The following is a 25,037-nucleotide window of genomic DNA, read 5'->3' as shown; positions in this document are numbered from 1 at the left end:
ACTAGGCTGCGACGCATGAGCGAGCAGGCACCCCCTTCGTCCTCCGACGGTCTCGGCGCGCGCGAGAGGGAGGGGACGATCGACCTGCTCGGCGCGATCGCCTATGGCGCGATCTCCGGGTTCACCCGAATGGCCGCCGACTCCGAGATGGCCCGCGACCTGCGGCTGAAGCGGGCGCTCGCCGGGATGGCGGCCAAGGAGTTCCACAACCACGAGGACCTCAGCGACCACATCACCGCGCTCGGCGGGGACCCGGTGGCGGCGATGGCCCCCTTCGAGGACGCCTTCGAGGCCTTCCACGCGCGCACCCGACCGCGGGATCTGCTCGAGGGCCTGGTCAAGGCGTACATCGGCGACGGGATCGCCAACGACTTCTTCCTCGAGATCTCGAAGTACGTCGACGCGGAGTCCCGGGAGGTCATCCAGCGGGCGAGCGGCAACCACCGCGATGTCGACACGATCGTCTCGGCGGTGCGCGAGGGCATCCGTCAGGACCCGCGCCGCGGCGGACCGCTCGCGCTGTGGGGCCGGCGCCTCATGGGCGAAGCCCTCACCCAGGGACAGGTCGTCGCGGCCCAGCGCGAGGCCCTGAGCGACCTCGTCCTCGGCCTGAGCCACGACCGTCCCGGCGCCACCCTCGAGGAGGTCGGTCAGCTGATGCAGCGGCTCACCGACCGCCACCAGCTGCGGATGGGGCGACTGGGTCTGTCGGCCTGACCGCCCAGGGACGCGCATTTCCCCGGGGAAATGCACCCTCTTGACGTCGAGACTCTGCATTGCCGTAGGGCAATGCAGAGTCCCGTGAACGCCGGAGACCGCGCATTTCCCCGGGGAAATGCGCGGTCTCGGTGGTGGTGGGTCAGACCTGCTTGCGGCCGACCACCATGCCGTAGATGACGATGAGGACCGCGGCGGCGATGACGCCGAGGATGAGGGCGATCCAGTCGATGCCCGACGTGTTCTCGTTGCCCGACAGCGCGGTGTAGGCCCACGAGCCGATGAGCGCACCGAGGATGCCGAGGATCACGGTGACGAGCGTCGAGATGCTCTGCTTGCCCGGCAGGACCAGGCGAGCGAGGGCACCGATGATGGCACCGAAGATGACGGTGACGATGATGGTCCACAGCACAGCAATCACTTCCTTCTGCGTCCGACAGGGGTGAGCGGACGCGCTCAGGTGCCCGTGTGGGCTTCCGTGACCAACATAGATGTCTGGGGCGCGTGATGCGACTATCAGGGAGTGACGATTTGAGCGCAGCGGCAGTCACCCGGTGACAACCACCGCCCGGGCTCAGGCGCCGAAGCCCACCCGTCCGCGGCTCGGCTCGCCGACCTCGACGTAGCCGAGGGCGCCGGCGGGCACCATGACGCGACGGCCCTTGTCGTCGGTGAGGACGAGCGCGCCGCCGTCGAGGGCGGACTGGACCGCGGCCTCGATGTCGGCCTCGGAACCGGTCGCCTCGATGACGATCTCGCGGGCGACGTTCTGGATGCCGATCTTGACCTCCACGGTCACTCCTTCGGTGTCGGTGCGGGGACTCGCGCTCATCGTGTCACTCGGCGCTGTCGGTGCCCGTGGCGGGGTCGGTCGCGGTGCCCATCCGGTTGATGGGGAAGGACCCGATGCCGCGCCACGCCAGGTGCCCGGCCGCCTGGGCGGCGACCTCCTTGGGGAAGTGCGCGCCGTGCGCCAGCCACGTGCGGGCCATGACCTGGGCGGCGCCGGACATCGCCAGGCCCAGCATCTCGGCGAGCTCCTTGGGCAGCGGGGTGTCCTGGACGATCCGCTGGGCGATGGCCTCTCCGAGCTGCGCCTCGAGGGCGTCGAGCCGGTGGCGCACCTGCGGGTCGTTGGTCAGGTCGGACTCGTAGATCAGGCGGAAGGAGCCGCCCTCGTCCGCGACGAAGTTGAAGAAGGCGCGCACGGTCGCGTAGACGCGCTCCTCGTGGTCGTCGCTGGAGTTGAGCGCCTCGAGGACGAGCGTCTCGAGGTGGTCGCACTGGTTGTCCAGGAGCGCGAGGTAGAGGTCGAGCTTGCCGGGGAAGTGCTGGTAGAGCACCGGCTTGGAGACCCCGGCCTCGTCGGCGATGTCCTCCATGGCGGCCGCGTGGTACCCCTTCGAGACGAAGACCGTCAGGGCTGCCTGGAGCAGCTGGGCGCGGCGCTGGGCGCGGGGCATCCGCTGGACGCGGGTGCCGGGCGTGGTGGAGCTCATGGGTCCTCCGAGGTGTCACTGATCCACCGTGCGGTGGATCACACGATCCTACCTGTGGGTAGTGACAGGGGCATGGCCGGTGCCGCGCAGCGGGACGGCTCGTTGTCGTGCGGAGCGACGAAGGGGGGCGGTCGCGTCGCGTTGTCGGCCACGGGTGGTGGGATGGGCCCGTGAACGACCAGCAGCCGACCGTGCACCTGCGGGCCCCCTCGACGAGTGGGCCCGCGGCCGTCGTGGACCTCGACGAGGACCAGGCTGCGGCCGTCGCCGCGCGCGGCGACCTCGTGCGGGTCCTCGGTGCCCCCGGCACCGGCAAGACCACCGTGGCCGTCGCCTGCGTCCTCGACCGCGTGACGAAGGGGGAGTGCGCCCCCGGCGAGGTCCTGCTCGTCTCCGCCACACGGCTGGCTGCGGCACAGGCCCGCGACGCGGTGACCGCCGGCCTGACCGGCGCGGCGACCGAGCCGATGGCCCGCACGATGCAGTCCCTGGGTTTCGCGGTGCTGCGCCAGCACGCAGCCCTCATGGGTCAGCCCGCGCCGCGGCTGCTGTCCGGAGCCGAGCAGGACCTCGTGCTCGGGCAGCTGCTCGAGGGGCACGAGGAGTCCGGCACCGGACCGCGCTGGCCCGACGACCTGACCGAGGCCCTCACGACCCGCGGCTTCCGCGAGGAGCTGCGTGACCTGCTCATGCGCGCCATCGAGCACGGCGTCACCCCGGAGCAGCTGACCGCCCTCGGGCACGAGCACGAGCGTCCCGAGTGGGTCGCGGCGGCGCAGGTCGCCCGTGAGTACGACGAGGTGACCGCGCTGTCTCGTCCCGGCGCCTTCGACCCGGCGTGGGTGCTCACGGCGGCCGCCGAGCTGCTCGAGGACGACCCCGAGGCCCGCGAGCGGGTGCGCTCGGGGCTGCGTGTGGTCGTCGTCGACGACGCGCAGGAGCTCACCGCGCCCGCGGCCCGGCTGCTGCGGGTGCTCACCGGCGAGGGCGTCGACCTCGTCCTCGTCGGCGACCCGGACGCGACGGTCCAGGGGTTCCGCGGGGCCGACCCGCACCACCTCGTGGGCGAGTGGCCGGGGCGGACGGCGACGACGTCCGTGCTCGGGCACGGGCACCGGCTGCCCGAGCGCGTCCACGCGGCCGTCTCCCGGGTCACCCCCCGGATCGCTGCTCTCGGCGGGGGCCGGCAGCGGGCGGCGAGTCCGGCCGGTCCGGGCGGTGTGCTCGAGGCCCACGTGCTGCACTCGAGCGCCCAGGAGGCGGCCTTCGTCGCGCACGAGCTGCGTGCCGCGCACCTGCTCGACGGCGTCCCGTGGCGGGAGCTGGCGGTCATCGTCCGCGGTGCTGCTCGGCAGGCCACCCTGCGCCGGGTCCTCGCCGCACGCGGGGTGCCGGTGCTCGGCGATGCCCACCGCGTGCCCGTGCGGGACGAGCCGGCCGCCCGTCCGCTGCTCCACCTGCTCCAGCTCGTCGTCGACCTCGCCCGCGGCCGTCTGGAGGCGCTGCCCGCGACCGACGTCGTCGACCTGCTGAGCAGCCCCCTCGTCGCCGCCGACACCGTCGCGGTCCGCCGCCTGCGCCGCGCCCTGCGCCGCGAGGAGCTCGCCGCCGATGGGACGCGCACGAGCGACGAGCTGCTCGGCGAGCTCGTCCTCGACCCCGATCGCCTCGCCCACCTCGGCGACGACGTCCAGCCCCTGCACCGCCTGGCGGTCGTCATCGCCGCTGGCCTGGCCGCCGCACACCCCGCCGAGAGCGGACCGGGCTGGGCGCCCGGGGTCTCCGCCGAGTCGGTCCTGTGGGAGCTGTGGCAGGCCGCCGGGGTCGCCGAGACCTGGCGGGCGACGGCCCTGGCCGGGGGCGGGGCGGGCGCCCGCGCCGACCGTGCTCTCGACGCCGTCGTGGCGCTCTTCGACGCGGCTGCGGCGCACCAGGACGCGTTGCCGGCATCAGGCCCCGACGCCTTCCTCGAGGCGGTCGCGGGCCAGGCCGTAGCCGCCGACTCGCTCGCCGCCCGCAGCCCCGACCCCGACGCGGTCGCCCTCGTCACCCCGCAGAGCGCCGCGGGCGACGAGTGGCACACCGTCGTCGTCGCCGGCGTGCAGGAGGGCGTGTGGCCCGACCTGCGGTTGCGCGGCTCGCTCCTCGGCTCGGAGCGACTCGTCGACGTCGTCACCGGTCGTGACCGCAGCGGCGCGGGTGCGGCCGCCGCCGTGCGGCACGACGAGACGCGGATGTTCCACGTCGCGCTGACCCGTGCGACGCACCGCGTCGTCGTCACCGCGGTCGCCGCGGAGGACGAGCAGCCGTCGCCGTACCTCGACATCGTCGACCCGCTGCCCGCCGACGTGCTGCGCCGCGAGCCCAGCGACGTGCCGGCGCCCCTGGACCTCACCGGGCTCGTCGCGCAGCTGCGGCAGCAGCTGGCCGCCAAGGATCCCGCCGCCGTCGCCCGCGCCGCGGCGCGGCTGGCCCACCTCGCCTCCGCAGGGGTGGCGGGGGCCTCCCCTTCGTCCTGGTGGGCCCTGCGCGACCTGACGGACCTGCGTCCGGTCCGCGCCGCGGACGCCCCGGTGCCGGTGAGTCCGTCCAAGGTCGCTCAGTTCACCGAGTGCGGCCTGCGCTGGCTGCTCCAGTCCTCCGGCGGCGACGGGCCGAGCAGCACGTCGATGGAGGTCGGCACGCTCATCCACGAGATCGCGCACGAGCTGGGCGACGCGGGGGAGGAGGCCTTCCAGGCCGAGCTGGAGCGGCGCTGGCCCGAGCTCGGCATGGCCCCCGGCTGGGTGACCGACCAGAAGCGTGAGCGCGCCGGCACCATGGCGCACTGGCTCGCGGAGTACCACGCGCGGGCCACCGCGGAGGGGTGGCGGCCGGTGGCGACCGAGGAGAGCTTCCGCGTCGAGATCGGCCGGGCGGTGCTGCGCGGCAACGTCGACCGGCTCGAGGTCGACGGCGATGGCCGCCTGCGCGTCGTCGACTACAAGACCGGGTCGAGTGCCCCGAGCGCCAAGGAGCTCGAGGAACACCCGCAGCTCGGCTCCTACCAGGTCGCGATCGCCGAAGGGGGCTTCGCCGGACACGGCACCGAGGTCGCCGGGGCGGCGCTCGCCCACCTCGGGCGGGCCCGCAACCAGCGCAACGCCGTCCAGAGCCAGGCGTCGATCACCGACGCCGAGGACCCGCGCCGCTTCCACGACCTCATCGTCCGCACGGCCGACGGGATGGCCGCGGCCACCTTCGCCGCCCAGCCCGAGGACAACCGGTGCCGCATCTGCCCGGTCCGCTCCTCCTGCCCCGCCCACGAGGAAGGAGGCCGGCTGCGATGAGCACCACCTGGCCGCCCAGGATCTCCGCCGTCGACCTCGCCCGCGCACTCGGGCAGGAGCACCCGCCGACCGACGAGCAGCGCGAGATCATCGAGGCCCCCCTCGAGCCGCTGCTCGTCGTCGCCGGCGCCGGCTCGGGCAAGACCGAGACGATGACCGCGAGGGTCGTCTGGCTCGTCGCCAACGACCTGGTCACTCCTGAGCAGGTCCTCGGGTTGACCTTCACCCGCAAGGCCGCCGGTGAGCTCGCCGAGCGGGTCGTCCGGCGGCTCGCGACGCTGGAGCAGGCCGGTGTGTGGTCACCGTCCGAAGGGGAGGACGCCGACGGCCTCGGCGGCGCACCGACCGTCTCGACGTACCACTCCTACGCCGGGCGGCTCGTGCGCGAGGGCGCGCTGCGGCTGGGGTACGAAAAGGACTCGCGCCTGCTCTCCGAGGCGGCCACGTGGCAGCTCGCCCACGAGGTCGTCCTCGCGTGGGACGGGCCGATGGAGGACATCGACAAGGTCGAGTCGACGGTGACCAACGCGATCGTCTCCCTCGCCGGTGAGCTGGCCGAGCACCTGTGCACGCCGGCGGACATCGAGGAGTTCTCCCGGCGCACCCTCGCGCACCTCGAGGGGATCGCTGCTGCGGGCAAGGACTTCACCAAGGACTTCCGCGGCAAGGTCATGACGCCCATGGCCGAGCAGCGGCTCATCCTGCCGATCGTCGAGCGCTACCGCGAGGTCAAGCGGGAGCGCTCGGTCATGGACTTCGCCGACCAGATGGCGCTCGCGGCCGCGCTCGCCACCCGGTTCCCCGAGATCGGACGGGCCGAGCGGGAGCGGTTCCGCGTGGTCATGCTCGACGAGTTCCAGGACACCTCCGAGGCGCAGCTGGTGCTCATGCGACAGCTCTTCGCACCCGAAGGGCAGGCGCCGGCGGCGGTCACCGCGGTCGGCGACCCGCACCAGTCGATCTATGCCTGGCGTGGTGCGAGCGCGACGACGCTCAAGTCCTTCGCCGACGACTTCGGGACGTCGGGGCAGCCGGCCCCGACGGTGCACCTGTCGACGAGCTGGCGCAACGACGAGACGATCCTCGAGGTGGCCAACGCGGTGGCCGCGCCGCTGGGGGCCGTGAGCGGGGTGGCGGTCACCTCCCTTCGTCCTCGCCCCGGTGCGCAGCGCGGACAGGTGCAGGCCCTGCGGGCCCTGACCGCCCACGAGGAGGCCGCGCAGGTCGCCGAGTGGATCCGGGTGCGGCGCGGAGCCGAAGCCGACGGGACTCCTCGCCGCAGCGCGGCGGTGCTGTGCCGCAAGCGCAGCCAGTTCACCCTCGTCGCCGAGGCGCTCGCCGCGCGCAACATCCCCCACGAGGTCGTCGGGCTCGGGGGACTGCTGCTCACCCCGGAGGTCGCGGACGTCATCTCGCTGCTGACGATCGTGCAGGACCCGGCGCGCGGCGACCGGCTCATGCGACTGCTCACCGGGGCGCCCGGGCTGCTCGGACCAGCGGACCTCGACGGCCTCGGGGCGTGGGCGCGGCACCTCGGTCGACAGGCGGTGGCCGAGGTGGCCGACGGCGGCGTGCCACCCGGTGCCGACGACGCGGTGACGATCGTCGACGCGCTCGACCAGCTGCCCGAGCCCGGATGGACCGGGGAGTCCGGCCAGTCGATCTCCGACGCCGCGCTGCAGCGGCTGCACCAGATCTCGGGCATGGTCGCGCGGCTCCGGCGAGGCGCCGGCATGCCGCTGCCCGACCTCGTCGGCGAGGCCGAGCGAGAGCTGGGTGTCGACATCGAGGTGCTCTCGCGTCCCGGGTGGTCGCCGGCCGCGGCGCGGGCGCACCTCGACGCCTTCGCCGACGTCGCGGCGCAGTTCGCGGCGAGCGCCGACCGGCCGACGCTCGGCGGATTCATCGACTGGATCGAGGCCGCCGTCGAGCAGGAGCGCGGGCTCGAGGCGCCGGTCGTCGAGCCGGTGCGCGACGCCGTGCAGATCCTCACCTGCCACGCGGCCAAGGGCCTGGAGTGGGACGTCGTCGCGGTCCCGGGCCTGAGCGAGGGTGTCTTCCCCGCGCACGCGTCGCGCTCGTCGTGGTCGCAGGACGGGGGCTGGACCCTCGGTCAGGTCAACGAGTCCGGGTGGATCTCCGGGCTCGACGGCGTGCCGTACCCGCTGCGTGGCGACCACGCGGGACTGCCGGAGCTCGACCTGTCGCTCGGGGAGACCAAGGCCCTGCAGGAGGAGCTCAAGCGATTCCGCGCCGCGGGCGGGGAGCACGGGCTGCTCGAGGAGCGGCGCCTGGCCTATGTCGCGTGCACCCGGGCGCGTAGCCAACTACTGCTCGGCTCGTGGGTGTGGGGTGCGACCGGGCAGAGCCCGCGGCTGCCGTCACGATTCCTCGACGAGGCGATGGCGACGGGGGTCGTCGAGATCGTCGAGTGGGCGGACATGCCCGAGGACAAGACGGCGCGCAACCCCGCGCTGGAGGTCGCGCGCCTGGTCATGTGGCCCGGTGGCGAGCAGCCCGAGGAGCGCCCGGCGCTCGAACGGGCGGCGGCGACCATGGCGGCCGGTGGCGAGTCGCCCGTGGTGCTCGACGACCTGGGGGCCGACCCGCTCGACGACCAGCTGCGGATCCTGCTCGCGGAGCGGGACCGGCGCCGCAGCGCCCGCGGTGCCGACGTGAGCGTCGAGCTGCCGGCGCACCTGTCGACGTCGGAGCTGGTGCAGCTCGCCCGCGATCCGGCGGCCTTCGCCCTGGATCTGCGACGCCCGATGCCGCAGCCGCCCCAGGTGGCGGGGCGGCGGGGGACCGCCTTCCACGCGTGGGTGGAGGAGCACTATGCGCGGGCCGGTCTGGTCGATGTCTTCGACCTGCCGGGCAGCGCCGACGAGTCACTCGGTGACGCCGACCTGTCGGTGATGCAGCAGTACTTCCTCGCCAGTGAGTGGGCCGACCGGGTGCCGCTCGAGGTGGAGCTCTCGCTCGAGATCGTCCTCGGCGGGCACGCTGTGCGTGGTCGGGTCGATGCGGTCTTCGCCGACGACGACGGCGGTGTCACGGTCGTGGACTGGAAGACCGGGCGCCCGCCCCGCGGCGACGAGGCCCGGGTGCGCGCGGTGCAGCTGTCGGCCTATCGGATCGCGTACGCCCGCTGGCGCGGGATCGACCCCGGGCTGGTCCGGGGCGCGTTCTTCCACGCCGCCACCGGCGAGACCGTGCGGCCGGAGCTGATCGGCGAGGCCGAGGTCGTCGCGCTGCTGGGTGAGGTCGTGGCCGGCTGAGCGTCCCGTAGCCACAGGGACTCCTGGTGCATCTCGTGGCGGATGACGCCATGCCGTGCACCATGAGTCCCCTGTGTGTACGCCTGTGGGTCAGCGGCGGGGCGAAGGGGGCACGACGTCGTCCCCGTCGTCCCCGACGAGGGGCGTGATCTCGGCCGTCTCGTGGTCGCCTGCGGGCCTGCGCACCACCGTGCGGGGGCGGCTGGGGGACTCGGGCCGTGACTCGCGGGGTGAATCGCTCACCGGGGTCACCGTGTCGGCGGACCCTGCGCTCTCCGAGGCCGGCTCGGATCCAGCCGAGGCAGGGGTGGGCTCGCCGGGGTCACCGACCTCGACGGCCGGGTCCTCGACGGCCGGGTCCTGCGAGTCGGCCGCGGCGTCCGGGGTGTCGGTCGTCGGTCGGGCAGCCGACCGGGTCGGCACCGGCTGCGTGGTCTGACCGCCGGTCTCCACCGGAGTGTCGTCCGAACGCCAGGCGGCACCGGGCTCGTCGGCGTCGGGAGCTGCGGCAGACTCGCCGGTCGGTGCCTCGGTGGTCTGGCCTCCCGAGGCCGCATCGCTGGTCCCGGTCGCAGTGGCCTCGGCCGAGGTCGCCTCGGTGGTCCCGGCCGCCGGCTTCCCCTCTCGGGCCCCGTCGGCCTGGCCCGACGTGTCGCCCGAGGTCGTGTCGCCCGGCGTCGTGTCGCCCGACGTCGTGTCGTCGGGCGTGCCGGACGACGTGTTGGTCCACGCCGCAGCGGGCGTGACCGTCCGAGCGGCCGCGGGCTTGGCGTCGTCCTCGCGGGAGAGTCGGTCGTCGAGCCGGCGCAGGTCGCGGGCCAGCTCTTCGGCACCGTCGTCATCACCGGCGGCGACCGCGGACATCATCCGGCGCACGAGCGACATCTGGTGCACGAGCCGGGCGCGCTGCTGCAGGTGCCGGTCCGGGCGGTCCACCCGAGCGTGGGCGTACGCCTCCATCACCGTGTCCAGGCTCTCCGGGTCGAGCTCCGCGACGAGCACCGCGAGGTCGTCGGCGGGGTCGGCGACCTGCGCCGACTCCCACCCGAGGAAGGCCTTGATGTCAGGCTCCTCCCCGTCGTCCGGGGTGGCGAGCACCGTCGAGGAACTGACCGCCCCGTGGGTCGGCGTGGTCGTGAACCGCCACAGCGCCACGTCCTCGAGATCGTGCTCCCAACGGGTGAGCAGCCCCGTCGGGACCCGCCCGGTGGCGGCCGCGCGGTCGAGTTCGGCCAGGCGCCGGGTGCGGTAGGCCTCGGCCTCGTACACCGGCACCCCCGCCTCCTCGTAGATGCGGCGGTCGAGGTTGTGCAGCTGCGCCAGGGCCCGCCCCAGGCCGGCCGCGAGCTTCGAACCGGGCGCGATCGACGACAGGTCGACCATGCGGCCGGTGAGGTACTGGTGGACGGCGGCGCGGCCCCCTTCGGGCAACGCCACCCAGCCCTTGACCGCCGGGACGGGCATCGTCAGGCGCCGGGCGAGCAGGGCCAGCAGGGCGGCCGACTGCTCGAGTCGCGCCGAGGCCGCGGGCGTGCGCGGGCAGCGGATCACCCAGCGCCGGTGGTCGTGGTCCTGGACGAAGGCGACGTCGTACGAACGGGCCGGCTCGGTGCCCACGACCCCCTCGACCGAGCTCGGGTCGAGGCCGGGTACGGCGGCGCTGGCCAGGGCGGCGAGAGACAGCGGTCCACGGGAGGTCACGAGCCCACCGTACGAGGAGAAGGGGGCGCAGCCCGGGAGCAACGCCCCTCGGCGGGCGATCTGCCCCCGGTCCTAGGGTGGGGGTCGTGGCCAATGACCCGATGCACGACCTGCCCATGACGGCCTCCGTCATCGACCGCGACGGACCCGCCCGCACCGACCCCGGCCGCCTCGAGACGCTCCTGGCCGACCCCGCGACGCGCGTCATCGAGCTGCACGGCGACCGCAGCCCCCTTCGTCCCGACCGGTCACTCGACCTGCGGCCGCCGGTCCCCGAGGACGCCGACGCCCTCCTGCTCTACCTCGGTCTGCTCGACGGGGTCGCGCACGTCGCCGCATGCCGTCCGCTGCCGCCGAAGGGGGGAGCCTCCCGGGAGGAAAAGCTGGACGCCGCCCCCTTCGCCGGGCTCCGCGAGGTCGCCACCGAACTCCCGGAGGCGCAGGCCGCACTCTTTGCGACCGCGCTCGGACTCGCGAACTGGCATGCCCGCCACCCACGCTGCCCTCGGTGCGGGGAGCCGACCGAGGTCGTGCAGTCGGGGTGGGTGCGGCGCTGCCCGCACGACGGGTCCGAGCACTATCCGCGCACCGACCCCGCCGTCATCATGGCCGTCACCGACGCGCAGGACCGTCTGCTCCTCGCCCGCAACATCGGGTGGCCGGAGGGGCGGTTCTCCGTGCTCGCCGGCTTCGTCGAGCCGGGGGAGACGATCGCCGGCGCCGTCATCCGCGAGGTCGGCGAGGAGGTCGGGGTGGCGATCACCGACGTGCGCTTCGTCGCCGACCAGCCGTGGCCCTTCCCCGCGTCGCTCATGCTCGGCTGCACCGCCCGCGCCACGACGACCGACCTGGTCTGCCAGCCCGACGAGATCGCCGAGGCGCGGTGGTTCACGCGCGAGGAGTTCCGCGCGGAGCTGCGCGAGGGGTACCTGCGGGCCGCGGGGCGGCTGTCGATCTCGGCGCGGCTCATCGAGGGGTGGCTCGGGGAGCGGCTCGACCAGGTGTGAGGGGCGTGGTGTCGGGGGCATTTGAGAGAGTGCCGGGGTGAGCACCCAGCCCGGCCCGCAGTCCGCGGACGAGATCCTCGCCGCGCTCGACCCCGAGCAGCGCGAGGTCGCCGCCAACCCCAGCGGGCCGATGGTCGTGCTCGCCGGTGCGGGGACGGGCAAGACCCGCGCGATCACCCACCGCATTGCCTACGGCGTGCGCTCCGGCGCCTACCAGCCGCAGCGGGTGCTGGCTGTGACCTTCACCGCGCGGGCCGCCGGCGAGATGCGCACCCGGCTGCGTGACCTCGGGGTCGTCGGCGTGCAGGCGCGGACCTTCCACGCCGCGGCGCTGCGGCAGCTGCACTACTTCTGGCCGTCGGCGATCGGCGGCGCGGCGCCCGAGGTCATGCCGCACAAGATCCCCGTCGTCGCCGAGGCCGCCTCCCGCATGGGCATGCGGCTCGACCGCTCCGAGCTGCGGGACGTCGCCTCCGAGATCGAGTGGTCCAAGGTCTCGCTGCTCACCCCCGAGACCTACGCGGCCGCCGCCCGGCGCGCCCGCCGCGAGCCGCCCGGCATGGACCACACCGCGATGGCCCGGCTCATCTCGACCTACGAGGACGTCAAGGGGGAGCGCGGGGTCATCGACTTCGAGGACGTCCTGCTCCTCACCGTCGGCATCCTCGAGGAGCGCGAGGACATCGCGCGCACCGTGCGCGACCAGTACCGGCACTTCGTCGTCGACGAGTACCAGGACGTCAACGCGTTGCAGCAGCGCCTGCTCGACCTGTGGCTCGGCGGCCGCGGCGACATCTGCGTCGTCGGCGACCCGGCCCAGACGATCTACTCCTTCACCGGCGCGACCCCCGAGCACCTGCTCGGTTTCACCCGGCACCACCCCGGCGCACAGACGGTGCGGCTCGTGCGCAACTACCGCTCCACGCCCCCGGTCCTCGCGCTCGCCAACCGCATGCTCACCGACACCAACGGGCAGCGTCGCGGAGGCGCCGTCGAGCTGGTGCCGCAGCGCGAAGGGGGGAACCCCCCTTCGCTCACCGCGCTCGACGACGACCCGGCGGAAGCCGCGTGGGTCGCCGACAAGGTCAAAGGCCTTGCGGCGCAAGGGCGCCCGCTCAGCGAGATCGCGGTGCTCTTCCGCACCAACGGGCAGTCCGAGGCCCTCGAGTCCGCGCTCGCCGACGCCGAGGTGCCCTATCTCGTCAAGGGAGGGGAGCGGTTCTTCTCGCGCAAGGAGGTGCGTGAGGCCGTGCTGCTGCTGCGTGGCGCCGCGCGCAGCGACGACGGCAGCAAGCCGCTGCCCGCGCTCGTCGCCGACGTGCTCGGAGGCATCGGCTGGCACGAGGACCCGCCCGCGAGCACCGGGGCGGTGCGCTCGCGGTGGGAGTCGCTCAAGGCGCTCGTCGACCTCTCGGCGCGACTGACGGCGGCCAGCCCCGAGGCGCGGCTGCCCGAGCTCGTGCGCGACCTCGACGAGCGGATCGCCGCCCAGCACGCCCCCGATGTCGAGGGCGTCACCCTCGCCTCGCTCCACGCGGCCAAGGGCCTGGAGTGGGACGTCGTCTTCCTCGTCGGCTGCTCCGACGGGCTGCTGCCGATCATGATGGCCGAGGGCGTCGAGGAGATCGAGGAGGAGCGGCGCCTCATGTACGTGGGCGTCACCCGTGCCCGCGAGGTGCTGCACCTGTCGTGGGCCCGGGCGCGCACGCCCGGTGCGCGGCCGACGCGAAGGGTCAGCCGGTTCCTCGACCAGGCCGCGAGCATCCTCGGCGAGGGCGCGCGCTCCACGCCCAAGCGGACCTCCGCGCCGCGCGGCAGCAAGCTCAAGCCCTCACGGCCCAAGGTGTGCAAGGTGTGCGGCACCGAGCTCAACACCGCGACCGAGCGGGCCTCCGGGCGCTGCCCCGAGTGCCCACCCACCTACGACGAGGCGACCTTCGAGCGCTTGCGCGCCTGGCGCCTGGCGGTGTCGCGGGCGGCGTCCGTGCCCGCCTTCGTCGTCTTCACCGACGCCACCCTCGAGGCGATCGCCGAGGCCGAGCCGACCCAGCAGCGCGAGCTGTCCGCGATCAGCGGCGTGGGTCCGCGCAAGCTTTCCCAGTACGCCGACCAGGTGCTCGCCGTCGTCGGTGGCGCCGACCCCGACGAGGTCGCCGCGACGGCCGTCGGCGAGGGCGAGGAGTGATCCGGAGACCTTCCGGAAATTAATTCGGTGGCGCGTGCCGGATGTGTGCTCTAGGTTTGTCTCCTGTCAGTCGGAACACCTGCGTGTGAACCGAGAGCGCGTCGACGAGAGGAGGGCAGGACCCATGGACAACACCACGATGAACATCATCCCGGCGTCTTGGGCTGCCCTCGTGCCGTCCGCCGATCTGATCGGCGGCGCCACCGGCGTCTTCACCCGCGACCGCATCCGTGTCGCCGGCCCGAAGGCCCTCTTCGTCGTGGATCCGCGCCCTGATGGACCCGTCGTCTCGTAGACGACCCTCCGGTCCTCCCACATCAGGCCGCGGCATCCCACACCAGGGAACCGCGGCCTTCGTCGTGTCCCAGCACCGCTCACCAGCACCCGCATCACACGCCACAGGAGATCCCGAGTGACGACCTTGACCAGCCACCCACCCATACAGCGACTGACGCCCTGCCAGGCGGAGGAGCCCGAGATCTGGTTCGCCGAGACGCCCGCGGGCGTCGAGTACGCCAAGGCCCTCTGCCAGCACTGCCCCTTCCAGCAGATGTGCCTCGAGGGAGCCCTCGAGCGCCGCGAGCCCTGGGGCGTCTGGGGCGGCGAGCTCTTCGACGCCGGACGCGTCATCCCGCGCAAGCGGCCCCGCGGCCGGCCCCGCAAGCACCCCATCCCCGCCTGAGCGACCCGCGAGAGGAGATGACCGAGATGAAGTACTTCAAGCTGCGACGGCGTCCCGTCGACCGGCCCCTGGCCTACGTCCCCGACGCGGACGAGCGCCTGGTGCAGGCACGGCGCCACGACCCCCGACCCGCTCACCTGAGCTTCCGATGAGCTGCATTCGAGGGTCGCGGCATGACGCCCGACCCGATGGCCTGACCAACAGGCCCCACCCGATGCCCCGGGTGGGGCCTGTTGTCGTGTCAGGGGGAGTGGTGTCAGGGGCGCGGGGCCAGAGGTGTGTCGTACTGCAGTTCGCGGTGTGAGCCGCCACGGAGCCGCTGATCCTCGTCGGTCGTGCAGCGAACTGCAGTACGACACGCTGCCGGGCACCCGGCGTGGGAGGCTTGAGCGCATGGCCACCTCCCTTCGCATCGCCCAGGACGAGACCGCCGACGAGCTGCTCTCGACCGACCCCTTCGCCCTGCTGCTCGGGATGCTCCTGGACCAGCAGTTCCCGATGGAGCGCGCCTTCGCCGGGCCGGCCAAGGTCAAGGAGCGCTTCGGCACCCTCGACCCGGCCCAGATCGCCGACGCCGACCCCGAGGCCTTCGCCGACCTGTGTGCGACCCCGCCGGCCGTCCACCGCTACGGCCGCTCGATGGCCGGACGCATCCAGGCCGTGGCGACCGTGGTGCGCGACGAGTACGACGGCGACGTCACCCGCATCTGGACCGACGCCTCGGCCAAGGAGATCGTCACCCGACTCAAGGCACTGCCCGGCTTCGGCGACCAGAAGGCGCGCATCTTCGCCGCGCTCCTCGGCAAGCAGCTCGGCGTGCAGCCCGACGGCTGGCGCGAGGCGATCGGCCCCTACGCCGAGGACGGGTCACGCCGGTCGGTCGCCGACGTCACCGACGAGACCTCGCTGCAGGAGGTCCGGGACTACAAGAAGGCCGCAAAGGCCCAGGCCAAGGCCGCCAAGACGAAGGGGAGCTGACCCCTCTTCGTCGGAGCGGAAACGCGCATGTGCCCGGGCAGATGCGCGCTCTACTCCGGCTCAGCGAAGCCCGGCAGCAACCGCTCCATCGACCCCCGGGCCGGGATTGTGGCGCCGAGCTGGCTGAGCACGCCGGTCGCGCCGACGAAGACGCGGTGGATCATCGCGTACTCGCGCGGCATGTTGATCCGCAGCCCGGTGGCGAACTCCGGCGCCCGCAGGTCGGTCACCCCGCGCGCGGCGCCGCGCAGCCACTCACGGGTGAAGGCGTGCTCGGGCTCACGCAGGGGTTCGACGAAGGGCAGCAGGTAGGTGAGCACCTCGTCGGCGTCGACCTCGATGCCCGGCAGGACGAAGCCCTCCGCGCGCAGCCCGGCGAGCACCGCCTGCGCGTCGCCGGCCAGCGCGTGCCGCACGAGGGTGCCGACGACCGGCGGGATGCCGTGCGGCACGCGCGCGACGGCCCCGAAGTCGAGGACCCCGAGCCGCCCGTCGGGCGTGAGGCGGAAGTTGCCCGGGTGCGGGTCGGCGTGGAGCAGCCCGACCCGTCGCGGGCCCTCGAGGAGGAACTCGAGGTACAGCTGCCCCACCCGGTCGCGCACGTCCTGGTCGGCCTGGCGGATCACCTGGCTGAGCGAAGCCCCCTCGAGCCACTCGCCGACGAGCACGTGCCGCGTCTGCAGGACCACGTCGGGCACGGCGACGTCGGGGTCGCCGCGGAAGGCCTCGGCGAAGGCGCGCTGGTTGGCCGCCTCGAGTCCGTAGTCGAGCTCTTCGTCGGCCGCGGCGAGGAGTTCCTCGGTCACCGGCTTGATGTCGACGGCCGGCATCCACGTCGTCGCGACTCGGGCGAGCCGCGCGATCTGCTGCAGGTCCGATCGAAGCGCCTTGTCGGCGCCGGGGTACTGCACCTTGACCGCGACGACGCGGCCGTCGGAGGTGACGCCCCGGTGGACCTGGCCGATCGACGCAGCGGCGACCGGTGCGTCCTCGATCGTCAGCTGCTCGCGCCAGCGCGACCCGAGGTCGCGGGCGAGCACCTCGTGGACCTCGGTCGTGGGCATGGGCGGCGCGGCGTCCTGCAACCGCACGAGCATCTCGCGGTAGGGCTCGACGAGGTCCTCGGGCATCGCGGCCTCGAGGACCGAGAGCGCTTGGCCGACCTTCATCGCGCCACCCTTGAGCGAGCCGAGCACGGTGAAGAGCTGCTCCGCGGTGCGCCGCTGGATCTCCTCGTTGACGACCGAAGCCGGGGTGCCGGTGAGGCGGCGGCCCATGCCGCGGGCGCTGCGCCCGGCGTGGCCGAGCGGCAGGGAGGCGAGCCGCGCGGCACGGCCGGCGGCTCCACGAGGAGGTTGGCTCACCCGGCCATTGTGTCGTCCCAGCCTGATCGGTCGCTGGACCCCCTGTCGCCGGGTGTCGTGGTGCCCGGCCGGGGCCGGCGGACGGCGCGCCCCGGTTCGCCGCACTCGGGGCAGCCGGGGTGGGCCGGCCACCGGTGCCGCTCGAGGGTGGGCCCGGGCGTGGCGACCTCGAAGGACCACTCCGGCGCCGCCACCCGCCCTGTCACGTGGTCGAGCACGAGCGCGGTGGTCAGGCCGGCTGCGAGCAGCCGCACCGCGGGCAGCCCGTCGGCCGGCTCCGGGCCGGTGACGCGTGGCCGGGTCAGCTGGGCGCGCAGGTGCGGCCAGTCGGGGTCGGCCGAGACGCGGGTCAGGTCGAGGCAGTGCAGGCAGGGGCGACCGGCGGGCGCGATGACGGGGCCGATGCTCGCGTGCTCGGGCTGGCACCACAACGGCAGCACCGGGACGCCGCTTGTGAGCCACGGGTGCACCGACGCGGCGTCGGCCGGGGCGTGGCTGACGACGACCGCCAGGTCGGCGGGACCCCCTTCGCCCCCGGCTCGCACCCGGGTGACGCCCACCTGCTCGCCCTGCCGCAGGACGTCGACGAGGAGCGACGGGAGCGCCCCCGCGCCCACCACCGCCACGGACGGGAGCCGGTCGCGGTCGACGGGGGAGAGCAGGCCGCCGGCGATGAGCCGGTCGAGGACATCGGTGGCCCGGGCGGGCTCGATGCCTTCAAGTGCGGCGGTCGTGAGCGCCTCGGTCAGCGCGCGCCGCGGGTCGAGGGCGGCCAGCCAGCGCACCTCGGCGTCGGTGAGCCCGATGAGCCGGACCGAGCGCGGCCCGACACCCAGCTGGACGCTCCCGTCCTGACGACGAAGGGGGCGCAGCCGCGCCTCGCGCGGTGGATGGGTCGGTGGGTGCATCGGTGCTCGCTCGGTCACTCGGGATCAGTGACCACCCACTCTGGCGCAGACGGCAGGACCGCTCCGCCCGTCATCCACAGGCGACCCCGACCGCGCATCTCCCCGGGCGAATGCGCGTTCGGGCGCGCATCCGCCCGGGGAAATGCACATCCTTGACGTCAAGATTGTGTGGGTGACCCGGCCGATGCGATGGCCAGGGCGACGAGCTCGCGGATCGAGTCCTCGGTGTCGGGCGGCAGGTCGTCGACCGGCCACCAGGCCACGTCGAGCGACTCCGCGGAGACGACCGGTGCGCTGCCGGCGGCTGCGACGGCGACCCAGCGCAGGTCCAGGTGCTCGGTGCACCGCGAGAAGCCCGAGCCCAGTGAGTGCCGGTCGAGCTGGGCCAGGGCGGGGCGCAGCGTGAGCGCGTCCGCAGGCAGACCGGACTCCTCGACGGCTTCGCGAAGGGCGGCGCCCGCCACCCCCGCATCGCTCGCCTCGATGTGTCCGCCGAACTGCAACCACCGTCCGACCTTGCGGTGCAGGGTGAGCAGCACCCGCTCGCCCGCCTCGTCGACGACGAGGCACGAGGCGGTGAAGTGCGCGGGCGGCCCCGCCTTGGCGCTCGCCTGCTCGTGCGTGTCGACGTGCGCCAGGTACTCCTGCCGCAGGCGCTCCTGGGCCGGCGACGGTGCCGACCAGGCGGTCAGCAGCTCACGGATGTCGGCGTCGAGATGGGCGTGGGTGCTCACGAGTCACCGGACGGGTCACGACCGGAGTCGGCGGAGCCCCCTTCGTCCGCCTCGCGCAGGATCGACTCCAGCGCGGCGTCGAGGTCGGCGCTCTCGTCGGTGCCACCCGCGGCGGTGCGCTCGACGAAGCCCAGCACGTCGTCGAGGTCGGCCGCGGTCGGCGCGACGTCGGGGTGCGCCCACACGCCGTCGCGGCCGGAGGCCCCGACGCGCTCCTCGAGCGCCGCGAAGAGGTTGGCGGCGTCACGCAGCCGACGCGGTCGCAGCTCGAGGCCGACGAGCGCGGCGAAGGTCTTCTCCGCCGGTCCACCGGTCGCCCGGCGGCGCCGGATCGTCTCGGTCATCGCCGCGGTGTGCGGCAGGTGGTCGCGGGTCGCGGAAGCGGCGACGTGGTCGACCCAGCCCTCGACGAGGGCCAGCCAGGTCTCGAGCTGGCCGAGCGCATGCCGTTGTGCCGCAGTGGGACTCGGGTTGAGGAAGCCACCGGTCAGCGCCTCCTGCAGCGCCGCAGTGTCGGACGGGTCGATCTCGCGCACGGCCGCGTCGATGGCGTCGGTGTCGATCGCGATGCCCCGCGCGTAGGCCTGCACGGCGGCGAGGATCTGCGGCCCGATCCACGGCACGGCGGTGAAGAGCCGCATCCGCGCCGCCTCGCGCGCCGCCAGGTGCAGCCACACCTCGTCGAGCGAGACGTCGAGCCCCTCGGCGAAGCCGGCGACATTGCCCGGCAGCAGCCCCACCTGCGTCGTGAGCAGCGGCACGCCGACCTCGGTCGCCGTGAGCGTGTCGGAGGAGAGCGTCCCGACGGCCTCCGCGGTCTGGGCGGTCATGAGCTGCGACGACATCGTGTCGACGAAGGGAGCGAGCTGCTGGGTGAGCATCGACAGGTCCATGCCGGCCGGCAGGCCCATCGCCTGCAGGTCGGGGGCGTCGGCGTCGTCGAGCCGCGAGGTCATCGAGTCGCGGATCGCCGCAGAGAGCCCGTCGGCGACGGGGTCGACGAGCGAGGCCCACACCGGCATCGTCGCCTCGATCCACTCCGAGCGGGAGAGGGCCGCGCCGGTGAGCGCCGGGGCCTCGAGGTCGGTCACCTGGTCGAGCCACATCGACGCGACCCGCACGGCCTGCTCGGCGAGGCCGCGCTCCCGCTCGCCCATCTCGTGGTCCTCGGACTCGGCCTGCTCCTGGGCGGCCGTGACCGCGGCGGTGACGTCCACCCCCTTCCGCTGTGCGCCGGGGGCGAACATCGACTGGATCTGGGAGGTCATGGCGGCCACCTGGGCCGGGTCGGCATGGGCCATGCCCATGGCCTTGAGCTGCTCGACGAGCTGCGGCGGCAGGTCACGCCCGCCGTTGAGGTCGCGGAAGATCTTCATGATCTCGGGGGGCAGCCCGTCGTCCCCGGGGGAACCGGAGGGGGTGCTTGGGTCGTTGCTCACGTCGGCCGTCCCGTCTCTTCCTGAGAGGATGTGCTGTCCTTCAACCCAACCACGCTAGGCCCCGGATGGTTCCCACCCGGGGTGCAGGAGGCCCCGTGACCGACCCGGTCCACACCGTCCCGCGCAGTGAGCGCATCGCCCGGTGGGTCCTCGTGGTGTCCTTCCTCGTCCTCATCGTCACGCTCGCGGGCATGCTGATCAAGGTCCCGTACGCGATCGAGCGCCCCGGCCCCGCGACGGACACCCTCGGCACCCTGAGTGACGGCTCCGAGCTGGTGACGGTCAAGGGCGCCAAGAGCTACCCGACCGAGGGCGCCCTCTACTTCACGACCGTGCGCGTGCTCGGTGGGCCCGAGCGGCACATCACCGGCTGGGAGTACGTCATGGGCCACCTCGACGGGGACTCCCGGGTGGTGCCGGAGGAGCAGCTCTTCCCCGAGGGCGTCTCCGAGGACGAGATCGAGCAGCTCAACGAGGCCCAGATGCAGGGCTCGCAGAAGAACTCGATCGCCGTCGGCATGCGCAGCACCGGCGTGGAGGTGCCGCAGGACAACATCGTCGCCTCGATCGGCAAGGGGTACCCGGCCGCCGACCAGCTCGAGCTCGAGGACGAGATCGTCTCCGTCGACGGCAAGCGGACCAACCGCGTTGCCGACGTCGTGGACGGCATCTCCGACCGCAAGCCCGGCGACGACGTCGACCTCGTCATCCGCCGCGACGGCAAGGAGCGCAAGGTCACCGTCGAGACGACCGACCTCGGCGGCGGCCGCGCGGGCATCGGCATCGGCATCGAGTCGACGTTCGACTACCCCTTCGAGGTGCGCATCGACGCCGGCAACGTCGGCGGCCCGAGCGCGGGCATGATGTTCGCCCTCGCCGTGCGCGACCGGCTCACCCCGGGCGCCATGACCGGCGGCGAGCGGATCGCCGGCACCGGCACGATCGACGACTCCGGCGTCGTCGGCCCGATCGGCGGCATCGCGCAGAAGATGGTCGGCGCCCAGGAGACCGGCGCCGACTGGTTCCTCGCCCCCGAGAGCAACTGCGGTGACGTCGTCGGGCACGTCCCCGACGGCCTGACCGTGGTGCCCGTCGGCGACTTCACCGAGGCCAGCGACACCGTGGAGGACATCGCGAAGGGGGAGACCGCGGACTTCGCGACGTGCGAGGACGTGGTCGCGAACGCGGGTTAGCCCTCCAGCGTCGCCCGCAGCGCGTGCACGAGACCGGGGGCGATGTCCTCACCCGTCGCGACGCGGTCGTCGCGGTCGTTGGCGCGCTGGCGCAGCAGGCAGATCGCGCGGCCGTCGCGGTGGACGGCGACGAGCAGACGCACGTCCTCGCGCTGCGGGTGCTGGGACAACGCAGTCAGGGCGTCGTCGTGCTCCTGCGGCAGGTCACGCTCGGCGCCCGGCGGGATGACGATGCGCTCGACGGCGATCGCGGCCCCGTCGACCGTCTCGGGCCAGGCCATCCGCCCCAGCAGCGACTCCAGGTCGGAGGTGCGCGGCAGGTCCTCCTGCTCGATGGCGGTCAGCGCGCCGGGGGCACGGTCGGCGTCCCCGGTGAGCGACGCCGCCAGCTGCGGCTCGGCCGCGGCGAGGGCGGCGGTGTCGACGAGCGCGAAGACGCGTGGGTTCTGGTCCCACCCGGCCGAGGCGACGTGGCGCTCGGTCTCGAGGGCGGCGACGGCGAGGGGCTCGGTGGTGGGGTTGCTGGATGACGAGTCGGGCACGGAGACCATGCTGCCTTACGCCACCTCAGGTCGGCTGGGTACGGTGACCCCACCATGAGCAGCGCGAGTTGGCCGGATGACGAAGGGGGCGCCCCGCCGCCCCGGGACCCGGGTCCCCCTTCCCGACGCGTGCCCTCGAGCCGCCTGGCGAAGATCGTGGCGGCCGTCGCGGTCCTGCTGCTCCTCGTGAGCATCGCCGCGAGCCTGTGGACCGAGTCGCTGTGGTTCGGCGCCCTCGGCTACTCCGACATGTGGTGGTCGCGGCTGCGCACGCAGGTCGGTCTCTTCGTCGTCGGCGGGGTGCTCACCGCCCTTCCCATCGGTCTGAGCCTGTGGCTGGCCCACCGCTCGCGCCCGATGACGGTGCCGATGACGCCGGGGGAGCAGGCGCTCGCCCAGTACCGGCGGGCGATCGAACCCTTCCGCAGGACCACGGCCATCGCCCTCCCTTCGGTCCTGGGCATCCTCGGCGGTCTCGCCGCCGCCGGCCAGTGGCAGACCTGGCTGCTGTGGCGCAACTCCACGTCGACGGGGATGACCGACGAGCAGTTCGGGCGGGACATCTCTTACTACCTCTTCGCGCTGCCGTGGTGGAACTTCGTCGTCGGGTTCCTCACCGTCGCGGCGCTCGCGGCGCTGCTCGCCGCGCTCTTCGCCCACTACGTCTACGGCGGGATCGTGCCGCCGGGGCGCGGGCGCTCGACACGCACCGCCTTCCTCCACCTCGCCGTGATCGCCGCCTTCCTCGCGCTGCTGCGAGCGTGGAGCTACGTGTTGAGCGCGCACGCCCTCACGACGGAGGAGAACGAGGTGCTGACCGGCGTCGGGTACACCGGCGTGCACGCCGTCATCCCGACGAAGTACATCCTCGCCGTCGCCGCCGCCATGTGCGCCGGACTCTTCCTCGCGTCCGTGCGCAGCCGCTCGTGGCGCCTGCCGACGATCGCGGTCGGCACGCTCATCGTGCTCTCGGTCGTCGTCGGCTCGATCTACCCGGCGCTCGTCGAGACGTACAAGGTCTCGCCCTCGCGCAACTCGCTCGAGGAGCCCTACCTCCAGCGCAACATCGACGCGACCCGCGCCGCGCACGGCGTCACGGGCGTCGACACGGCCTCCTACGACGCCGTCTCCGACGTCTCGTCGGGACAGCTGCGCGAGGACGCCGCGTCGATCCCCGGTATCCGGCTGCTCGACCCGTCGGTCGTCAGCCCGACCTACCAGGAGCTGCAGGCGCAGCAGCCGTACTACACCTTCCAGGACGACCTCGACGTCGACCGCTACGAGATCGACGGCGAGACGACCGACGTCGTCGTGGGCGCCCGTGAACTCGACCTCGACAAGGTGCCGAGCGACCGCCGCGACTGGGTCAACGACCACACCGTCTACACGCACGGCTACGGCCTGGTCATGGCCCGCGGCACGCAGGCCCGCGCCGGCAACCCGCAGTGGATCTCGCCGTCGAGCGAGATCGGCGAGTACGAGCCGCGGATCTACTTCGGCGAGGAGATGCAGCACTTCTCGATCGTCGGGCAGGGCGACACCGACACCCCCCGCGAGATCGACCAGCCGACCGGTGGCGAGGAGTCGCGCTACACGTACCAGGGCGAAGGGGGCGTGGCCATCGGTTCGCGTGCACGGCAGGCTGCGTACGCGCTGACGCACCGCGACATCAAGTTCCTGCTCTCGGACGCGGTCGGGTCGGACTCGCGACTGCTCGAGCACCGCACGCCCAAGGAGCGGGTCAAGCGGGTCGCGCCGTGGCTGACGCTCGACGACGACGTCTACCCGACGATCGTCGACGGGCGCATCCAGTGGGTCGTCGACGGCTACACGACGTCGCAGAACTACCCGTACAGCACCGCCTTCTCCATGTCGGGCGTGCAGTCGGGGCAGGTCTCGTCGGTGCAGACGCAGCAGGCCAGCTCGCTCGTCGGTGACCGGATCAACTACATGCGCAACTCGGTCAAGGCGACCGTCGACGCCTTCGACGGCACGGTCAACCTCTACCTGTGGGACCAGAGCGACCCGATCGTCGCCTCCTGGGACAAGGCCTTCCCCGGTCTGCTCAAGGAGAAGGGGGAGATCAGCGGCGATCTCATGTCGCACCTGCGCTACCCGGAGGACCTCTTCCGGATGCAGCGCGCGGTCCTCGCCGACTACCACGTGACGTCCGCGAGCGACTTCCGTGCCGGCCAGGACCGGTGGCGCGTGCCGGACGACCCGTCGCGGGGTGACTCGGGGGTCGCGCAGCCGCCGTACTTCCTCTCGTTGGCGATGCCCGACCAGAAGAGTCCGTCGTGGTCGCTCACGTCGACGTACATCCCGCGGGGTAGCCGCAACGTCATGGCGGGGTACCTGGCCGTGGACGCGGATGCGGGGTCGGTCGAGGGCAAACCGGCGTCCGGCTACGGGCAGCTTCGATTGTTGTCCGTGCCGCGCAACACGACGGTGCCCGGCGTCGGGCAGGTGCAGAACGACATCGTCTCGTCCAACGCGACCTCGGGCGATGGTGGGCAGACGCTCACCGACTACCTCAACAACGCCAACCGTGGTGGCTCGCAGGTCTCCTTCGGCAACCAGCTGGCGCTGCCGGTCGGGGAGGGCTTCCTGCACGTCGAGCCGATCTATCTCTCGTCGGCCTCCGGCACGAGCTATCCGCAGCTGCGGATCGTCGTCGTGACCTTCGGCGGCAAGGTGGCGTGGGCGCAGGACCTCGAGACCGCGCTCGACGAGCTCTTCGGCGGTGACGCGGGTGTCGACGCCGAGGGTCGACCGACGGGTGAGCCGGAGCCGAAGGAGCCGACCGAGCCCAAGGAACCCACCGAGCCCAAGAACCTCACGGCCGACGAGAAGAAGCTGCGCGCGGCCATCTCCGCCATGCAGAAGGCGTACAAGGACGGCCAGGACGCGCTCAAGGAGGGCGACTTCGCCGCCTACGACAAGGCGCAGAAGGAGCTGAAGAAGCAGATCGAGGCCGCTGCAGCTGCCCAGCCCGGAGGGGGCTCGGCTGACCTGGAGGAGAACTGATTTGGTCTGCCCCGTTCGTTCACGTAGAGTTAAGAACGCAACGACGCGGGGTGGAGCAGTTCGGTAGCTCGCCGGGCTCATAACCCGGAGGTCGCAGGTTCAAATCCTGCCCCCGCTACCAGATGTCGAGAGGCCCGGACCGGTTGGTCCGGGCCTCTCGGCATGTCCGGGGACCCATGCTGGCTGAGGTGCGAGGGACGAGCCTGGAAGCCGGGGTCTCGTGGGTCGAGGTGCGAAGGCCCCTTGGCCTGAGCCTCGAGACCGGGTGACCCCGTCGTCGTTGGTGTCGCCTGGTTGCCCCTCTCCGGGGGACCACATGGCGCCAACGACACCGGGTGACATCAACGCCACCAGGGTCTCGAGGCTCGGGCGCGGACGCCCTCGCACCTCGACCAACGAGTTGTCTCGAGGCTCGGGCGCGGACGCCCTCGCACCTCGACCAACGAGTTGTCTC

General features: G+C 73.0%; 20 protein-coding genes and 1 tRNA gene. 12 read left to right on the top strand and 9 right to left on the bottom strand.

Features of this window, described 5'->3' with window-relative positions; genetic code table 11:
* Positions 1–15: 15 nt before the first annotated feature.
* Entirely contained in the window at positions 16–717 is a 702-nt protein-coding gene (locus JAN01S_RS04700; protein WP_084360036.1) for a ferritin-like fold-containing protein, read from the top strand.
* 142 nt (positions 718–859) lie between these two features.
* On the opposite strand, the gene JAN01S_RS04695 is transcribed toward JAN01S_RS04700, so the two are convergent.
* The 3 genes from JAN01S_RS04695 to JAN01S_RS04685 all read right to left on the bottom strand — a co-directional run bounded on the left by JAN01S_RS04695 (position 860) and on the right by JAN01S_RS04685 (position 2,216).
* Positions 860–1,129, bottom strand: coding sequence for a GlsB/YeaQ/YmgE family stress response membrane protein (locus JAN01S_RS04695; RefSeq protein ID WP_068314412.1), 270 nt, complete (start codon positions 1,127–1,129; stop codon positions 860–862).
* 162 nt (positions 1,130–1,291) lie between these two features.
* Entirely contained in the window at positions 1,292–1,510 is a 219-nt protein-coding gene (locus JAN01S_RS04690) for a DUF3107 domain-containing protein (protein WP_068314518.1), read from the bottom strand.
* 43 nt (positions 1,511–1,553) lie between these two features.
* Entirely contained in the window at positions 1,554–2,216 is a 663-nt protein-coding gene (locus JAN01S_RS04685) for a TetR/AcrR family transcriptional regulator (RefSeq protein ID WP_068314410.1), read from the bottom strand.
* A 170-nt stretch (positions 2,217–2,386) separates the two neighbouring features.
* On the opposite strand from JAN01S_RS04685, the gene JAN01S_RS04680 reads away from it, so the two are divergent.
* Entirely contained in the window at positions 2,387–5,545 is a 3,159-nt protein-coding gene (locus tag JAN01S_RS04680; RefSeq protein ID WP_244884752.1) for an ATP-dependent helicase, read from the top strand.
* Positions 5,542–8,823 (top strand): ATP-dependent helicase, encoded by a 3,282-nt coding sequence (locus JAN01S_RS04675; RefSeq protein ID WP_068314407.1) that lies wholly within the window; start codon positions 5,542–5,544, stop codon positions 8,821–8,823. The genes JAN01S_RS04680 and JAN01S_RS04675 overlap by 4 nt, the downstream gene beginning before the upstream one ends.
* Positions 8,824–8,913: 90 nt before the next feature.
* On the opposite strand, the gene JAN01S_RS16825 is transcribed toward JAN01S_RS04675, so the two are convergent.
* Positions 8,914–10,524: a phosphotransferase gene (locus JAN01S_RS16825; RefSeq protein WP_157075603.1), complete on the bottom strand. Its 1,611-nt coding sequence runs from the start codon at positions 10,522–10,524 to the stop codon at positions 8,914–8,916.
* A gap of 86 nt (positions 10,525–10,610) precedes the next feature.
* Here JAN01S_RS16825 and nudC point away from each other — a divergent pair, with 86 nt between their 5' ends.
* The 6 genes from nudC (at position 10,611) to JAN01S_RS04650 (ending at position 15,376) form a co-directional block, all read left to right on the top strand.
* Positions 10,611–11,531: an NAD(+) diphosphatase gene (nudC, locus tag JAN01S_RS04665; RefSeq protein ID WP_068314513.1), complete on the top strand. Its 921-nt coding sequence runs from the start codon at positions 10,611–10,613 to the stop codon at positions 11,529–11,531.
* A gap of 37 nt (positions 11,532–11,568) precedes the next feature.
* Complete coding sequence (locus JAN01S_RS04660; protein WP_068314403.1) at positions 11,569–13,716, top strand: ATP-dependent DNA helicase UvrD2; 2,148 nt, start codon at positions 11,569–11,571, stop codon at positions 13,714–13,716.
* 124 nt (positions 13,717–13,840) lie between these two features.
* Positions 13,841–14,011 carry a hypothetical protein gene (locus tag JAN01S_RS16820; protein ID WP_157075602.1) on the top strand — a complete coding sequence of 57 codons (171 nt, stop codon included), beginning with the start codon at positions 13,841–13,843 and terminating at the stop codon, positions 14,009–14,011.
* 117 nt (positions 14,012–14,128) lie between these two features.
* Positions 14,129–14,398: a WhiB family transcriptional regulator gene (locus JAN01S_RS04655; protein ID WP_068314401.1), complete on the top strand. Its 270-nt coding sequence runs from the start codon at positions 14,129–14,131 to the stop codon at positions 14,396–14,398.
* 17 nt (positions 14,399–14,415) lie between these two features.
* The gene (locus JAN01S_RS17640; protein ID WP_280513173.1) at positions 14,416–14,550 is read left to right on the top strand and encodes a hypothetical protein; all 135 of its coding nucleotides are present in this window, start codon (positions 14,416–14,418) and stop codon (positions 14,548–14,550) included.
* A 241-nt stretch (positions 14,551–14,791) separates the two neighbouring features.
* A complete protein-coding gene (locus JAN01S_RS04650; protein ID WP_068314399.1) occupies positions 14,792–15,376 on the top strand; it encodes an HhH-GPD-type base excision DNA repair protein in 585 nt (194 codons plus the stop codon).
* 50 nt (positions 15,377–15,426) lie between these two features.
* Here JAN01S_RS04650 and JAN01S_RS04645 read toward each other — a convergent pair whose 3' ends face one another.
* From JAN01S_RS04645 to JAN01S_RS04630, 4 genes are all read right to left on the bottom strand, one after another.
* A complete protein-coding gene (locus JAN01S_RS04645) occupies positions 15,427–16,740 on the bottom strand; it encodes an ABC1 kinase family protein (RefSeq protein ID WP_068314397.1) in 1,314 nt (437 codons plus the stop codon).
* Positions 16,737–17,648 carry a TOMM precursor leader peptide-binding protein gene (locus tag JAN01S_RS04640; RefSeq protein WP_157075601.1) on the bottom strand — a complete coding sequence of 304 codons (912 nt, stop codon included), beginning with the start codon at positions 17,646–17,648 and terminating at the stop codon, positions 16,737–16,739. Before JAN01S_RS04640 ends, JAN01S_RS04645 begins: the two co-directional genes overlap by 4 nt.
* A 158-nt stretch (positions 17,649–17,806) precedes the next feature.
* A complete protein-coding gene (locus tag JAN01S_RS04635) occupies positions 17,807–18,382 on the bottom strand; it encodes an NUDIX hydrolase (protein WP_068314393.1) in 576 nt (191 codons plus the stop codon).
* Positions 18,379–19,821, bottom strand: coding sequence for a zinc-dependent metalloprotease (locus JAN01S_RS04630; RefSeq protein ID WP_244884751.1), 1,443 nt, complete (start codon positions 19,819–19,821; stop codon positions 18,379–18,381). The genes JAN01S_RS04635 and JAN01S_RS04630 overlap by 4 nt, the downstream gene beginning before the upstream one ends.
* 95 nt (positions 19,822–19,916) lie before the next feature.
* Between JAN01S_RS04630 and JAN01S_RS04625 the strand changes: the two genes are divergently transcribed.
* Positions 19,917–21,014 carry a YlbL family protein gene (locus JAN01S_RS04625; protein ID WP_068314392.1) on the top strand — a complete coding sequence of 366 codons (1,098 nt, stop codon included), beginning with the start codon at positions 19,917–19,919 and terminating at the stop codon, positions 21,012–21,014.
* On the opposite strand, the gene JAN01S_RS04620 is transcribed toward JAN01S_RS04625, so the two are convergent.
* Positions 21,011–21,565 carry a PPA1309 family protein gene (locus JAN01S_RS04620; RefSeq protein ID WP_068314389.1) on the bottom strand — a complete coding sequence of 185 codons (555 nt, stop codon included), beginning with the start codon at positions 21,563–21,565 and terminating at the stop codon, positions 21,011–21,013. The two genes, JAN01S_RS04625 and JAN01S_RS04620, sit on opposite strands and share 4 nt — an antisense overlap.
* A gap of 45 nt (positions 21,566–21,610) precedes the next feature.
* On the opposite strand from JAN01S_RS04620, the gene JAN01S_RS04615 reads away from it, so the two are divergent.
* On the top strand, positions 21,611–24,583 hold the full coding sequence (locus JAN01S_RS04615; RefSeq protein ID WP_084360034.1) for a UPF0182 family membrane protein: 2,973 nt from the start codon (positions 21,611–21,613) through the stop codon (positions 24,581–24,583).
* A 44-nt stretch (positions 24,584–24,627) separates the two neighbouring features.
* Positions 24,628–24,704: transfer RNA gene (locus JAN01S_RS04610), tRNA-Met, on the top strand.
* Positions 24,705–25,037: the final 333 nt, after the last annotated feature.

Source organism: Janibacter anophelis NBRC 107843 (assembly GCF_001570945.1).
Classification (GTDB): Bacteria; Actinomycetota; Actinomycetes; order Actinomycetales; family Dermatophilaceae; genus Janibacter; species Janibacter anophelis.
The sequence above is the reverse complement of the archived record's forward strand: the minus strand, read 5'-3'. Positions and strand labels throughout refer to the sequence as shown.

Bases quoted from the DNA above. Each gene is read 5' to 3' on its own strand.
- JAN01S_RS04615 (WP_084360034.1), top strand. From the start codon at position 21,611: ATGAGCAGCGCGAGTTGGCCGGATGACGAAGGGGGCGCCCCGCCGCCC.
- JAN01S_RS04650 (WP_068314399.1), top strand. From the start codon at position 14,792: ATGGCCACCTCCCTTCGCATCGCCCAGGACGAGACCGCCGACGAGCTG.
- JAN01S_RS17640 (WP_280513173.1), top strand. From the start codon at position 14,416: ATGACCGAGATGAAGTACTTCAAGCTGCGACGGCGTCCCGTCGACCGG.
- JAN01S_RS04675 (WP_068314407.1), top strand. From the start codon at position 5,542: ATGAGCACCACCTGGCCGCCCAGGATCTCCGCCGTCGACCTCGCCCGC.
- JAN01S_RS04685 (WP_068314410.1), bottom strand. From the start codon at position 2,216: ATGAGCTCCACCACGCCCGGCACCCGCGTCCAGCGGATGCCCCGCGCC.
- JAN01S_RS04640 (WP_157075601.1), bottom strand. From the start codon at position 17,648: ATGCACCCACCGACCCATCCACCGCGCGAGGCGCGGCTGCGCCCCCTT.
- JAN01S_RS04700 (WP_084360036.1), top strand. From the start codon at position 16: ATGAGCGAGCAGGCACCCCCTTCGTCCTCCGACGGTCTCGGCGCGCGC.
- JAN01S_RS16820 (WP_157075602.1), top strand. From the start codon at position 13,841: ATGGACAACACCACGATGAACATCATCCCGGCGTCTTGGGCTGCCCTC.
- JAN01S_RS04620 (WP_068314389.1), bottom strand. From the start codon at position 21,565: ATGGTCTCCGTGCCCGACTCGTCATCCAGCAACCCCACCACCGAGCCC.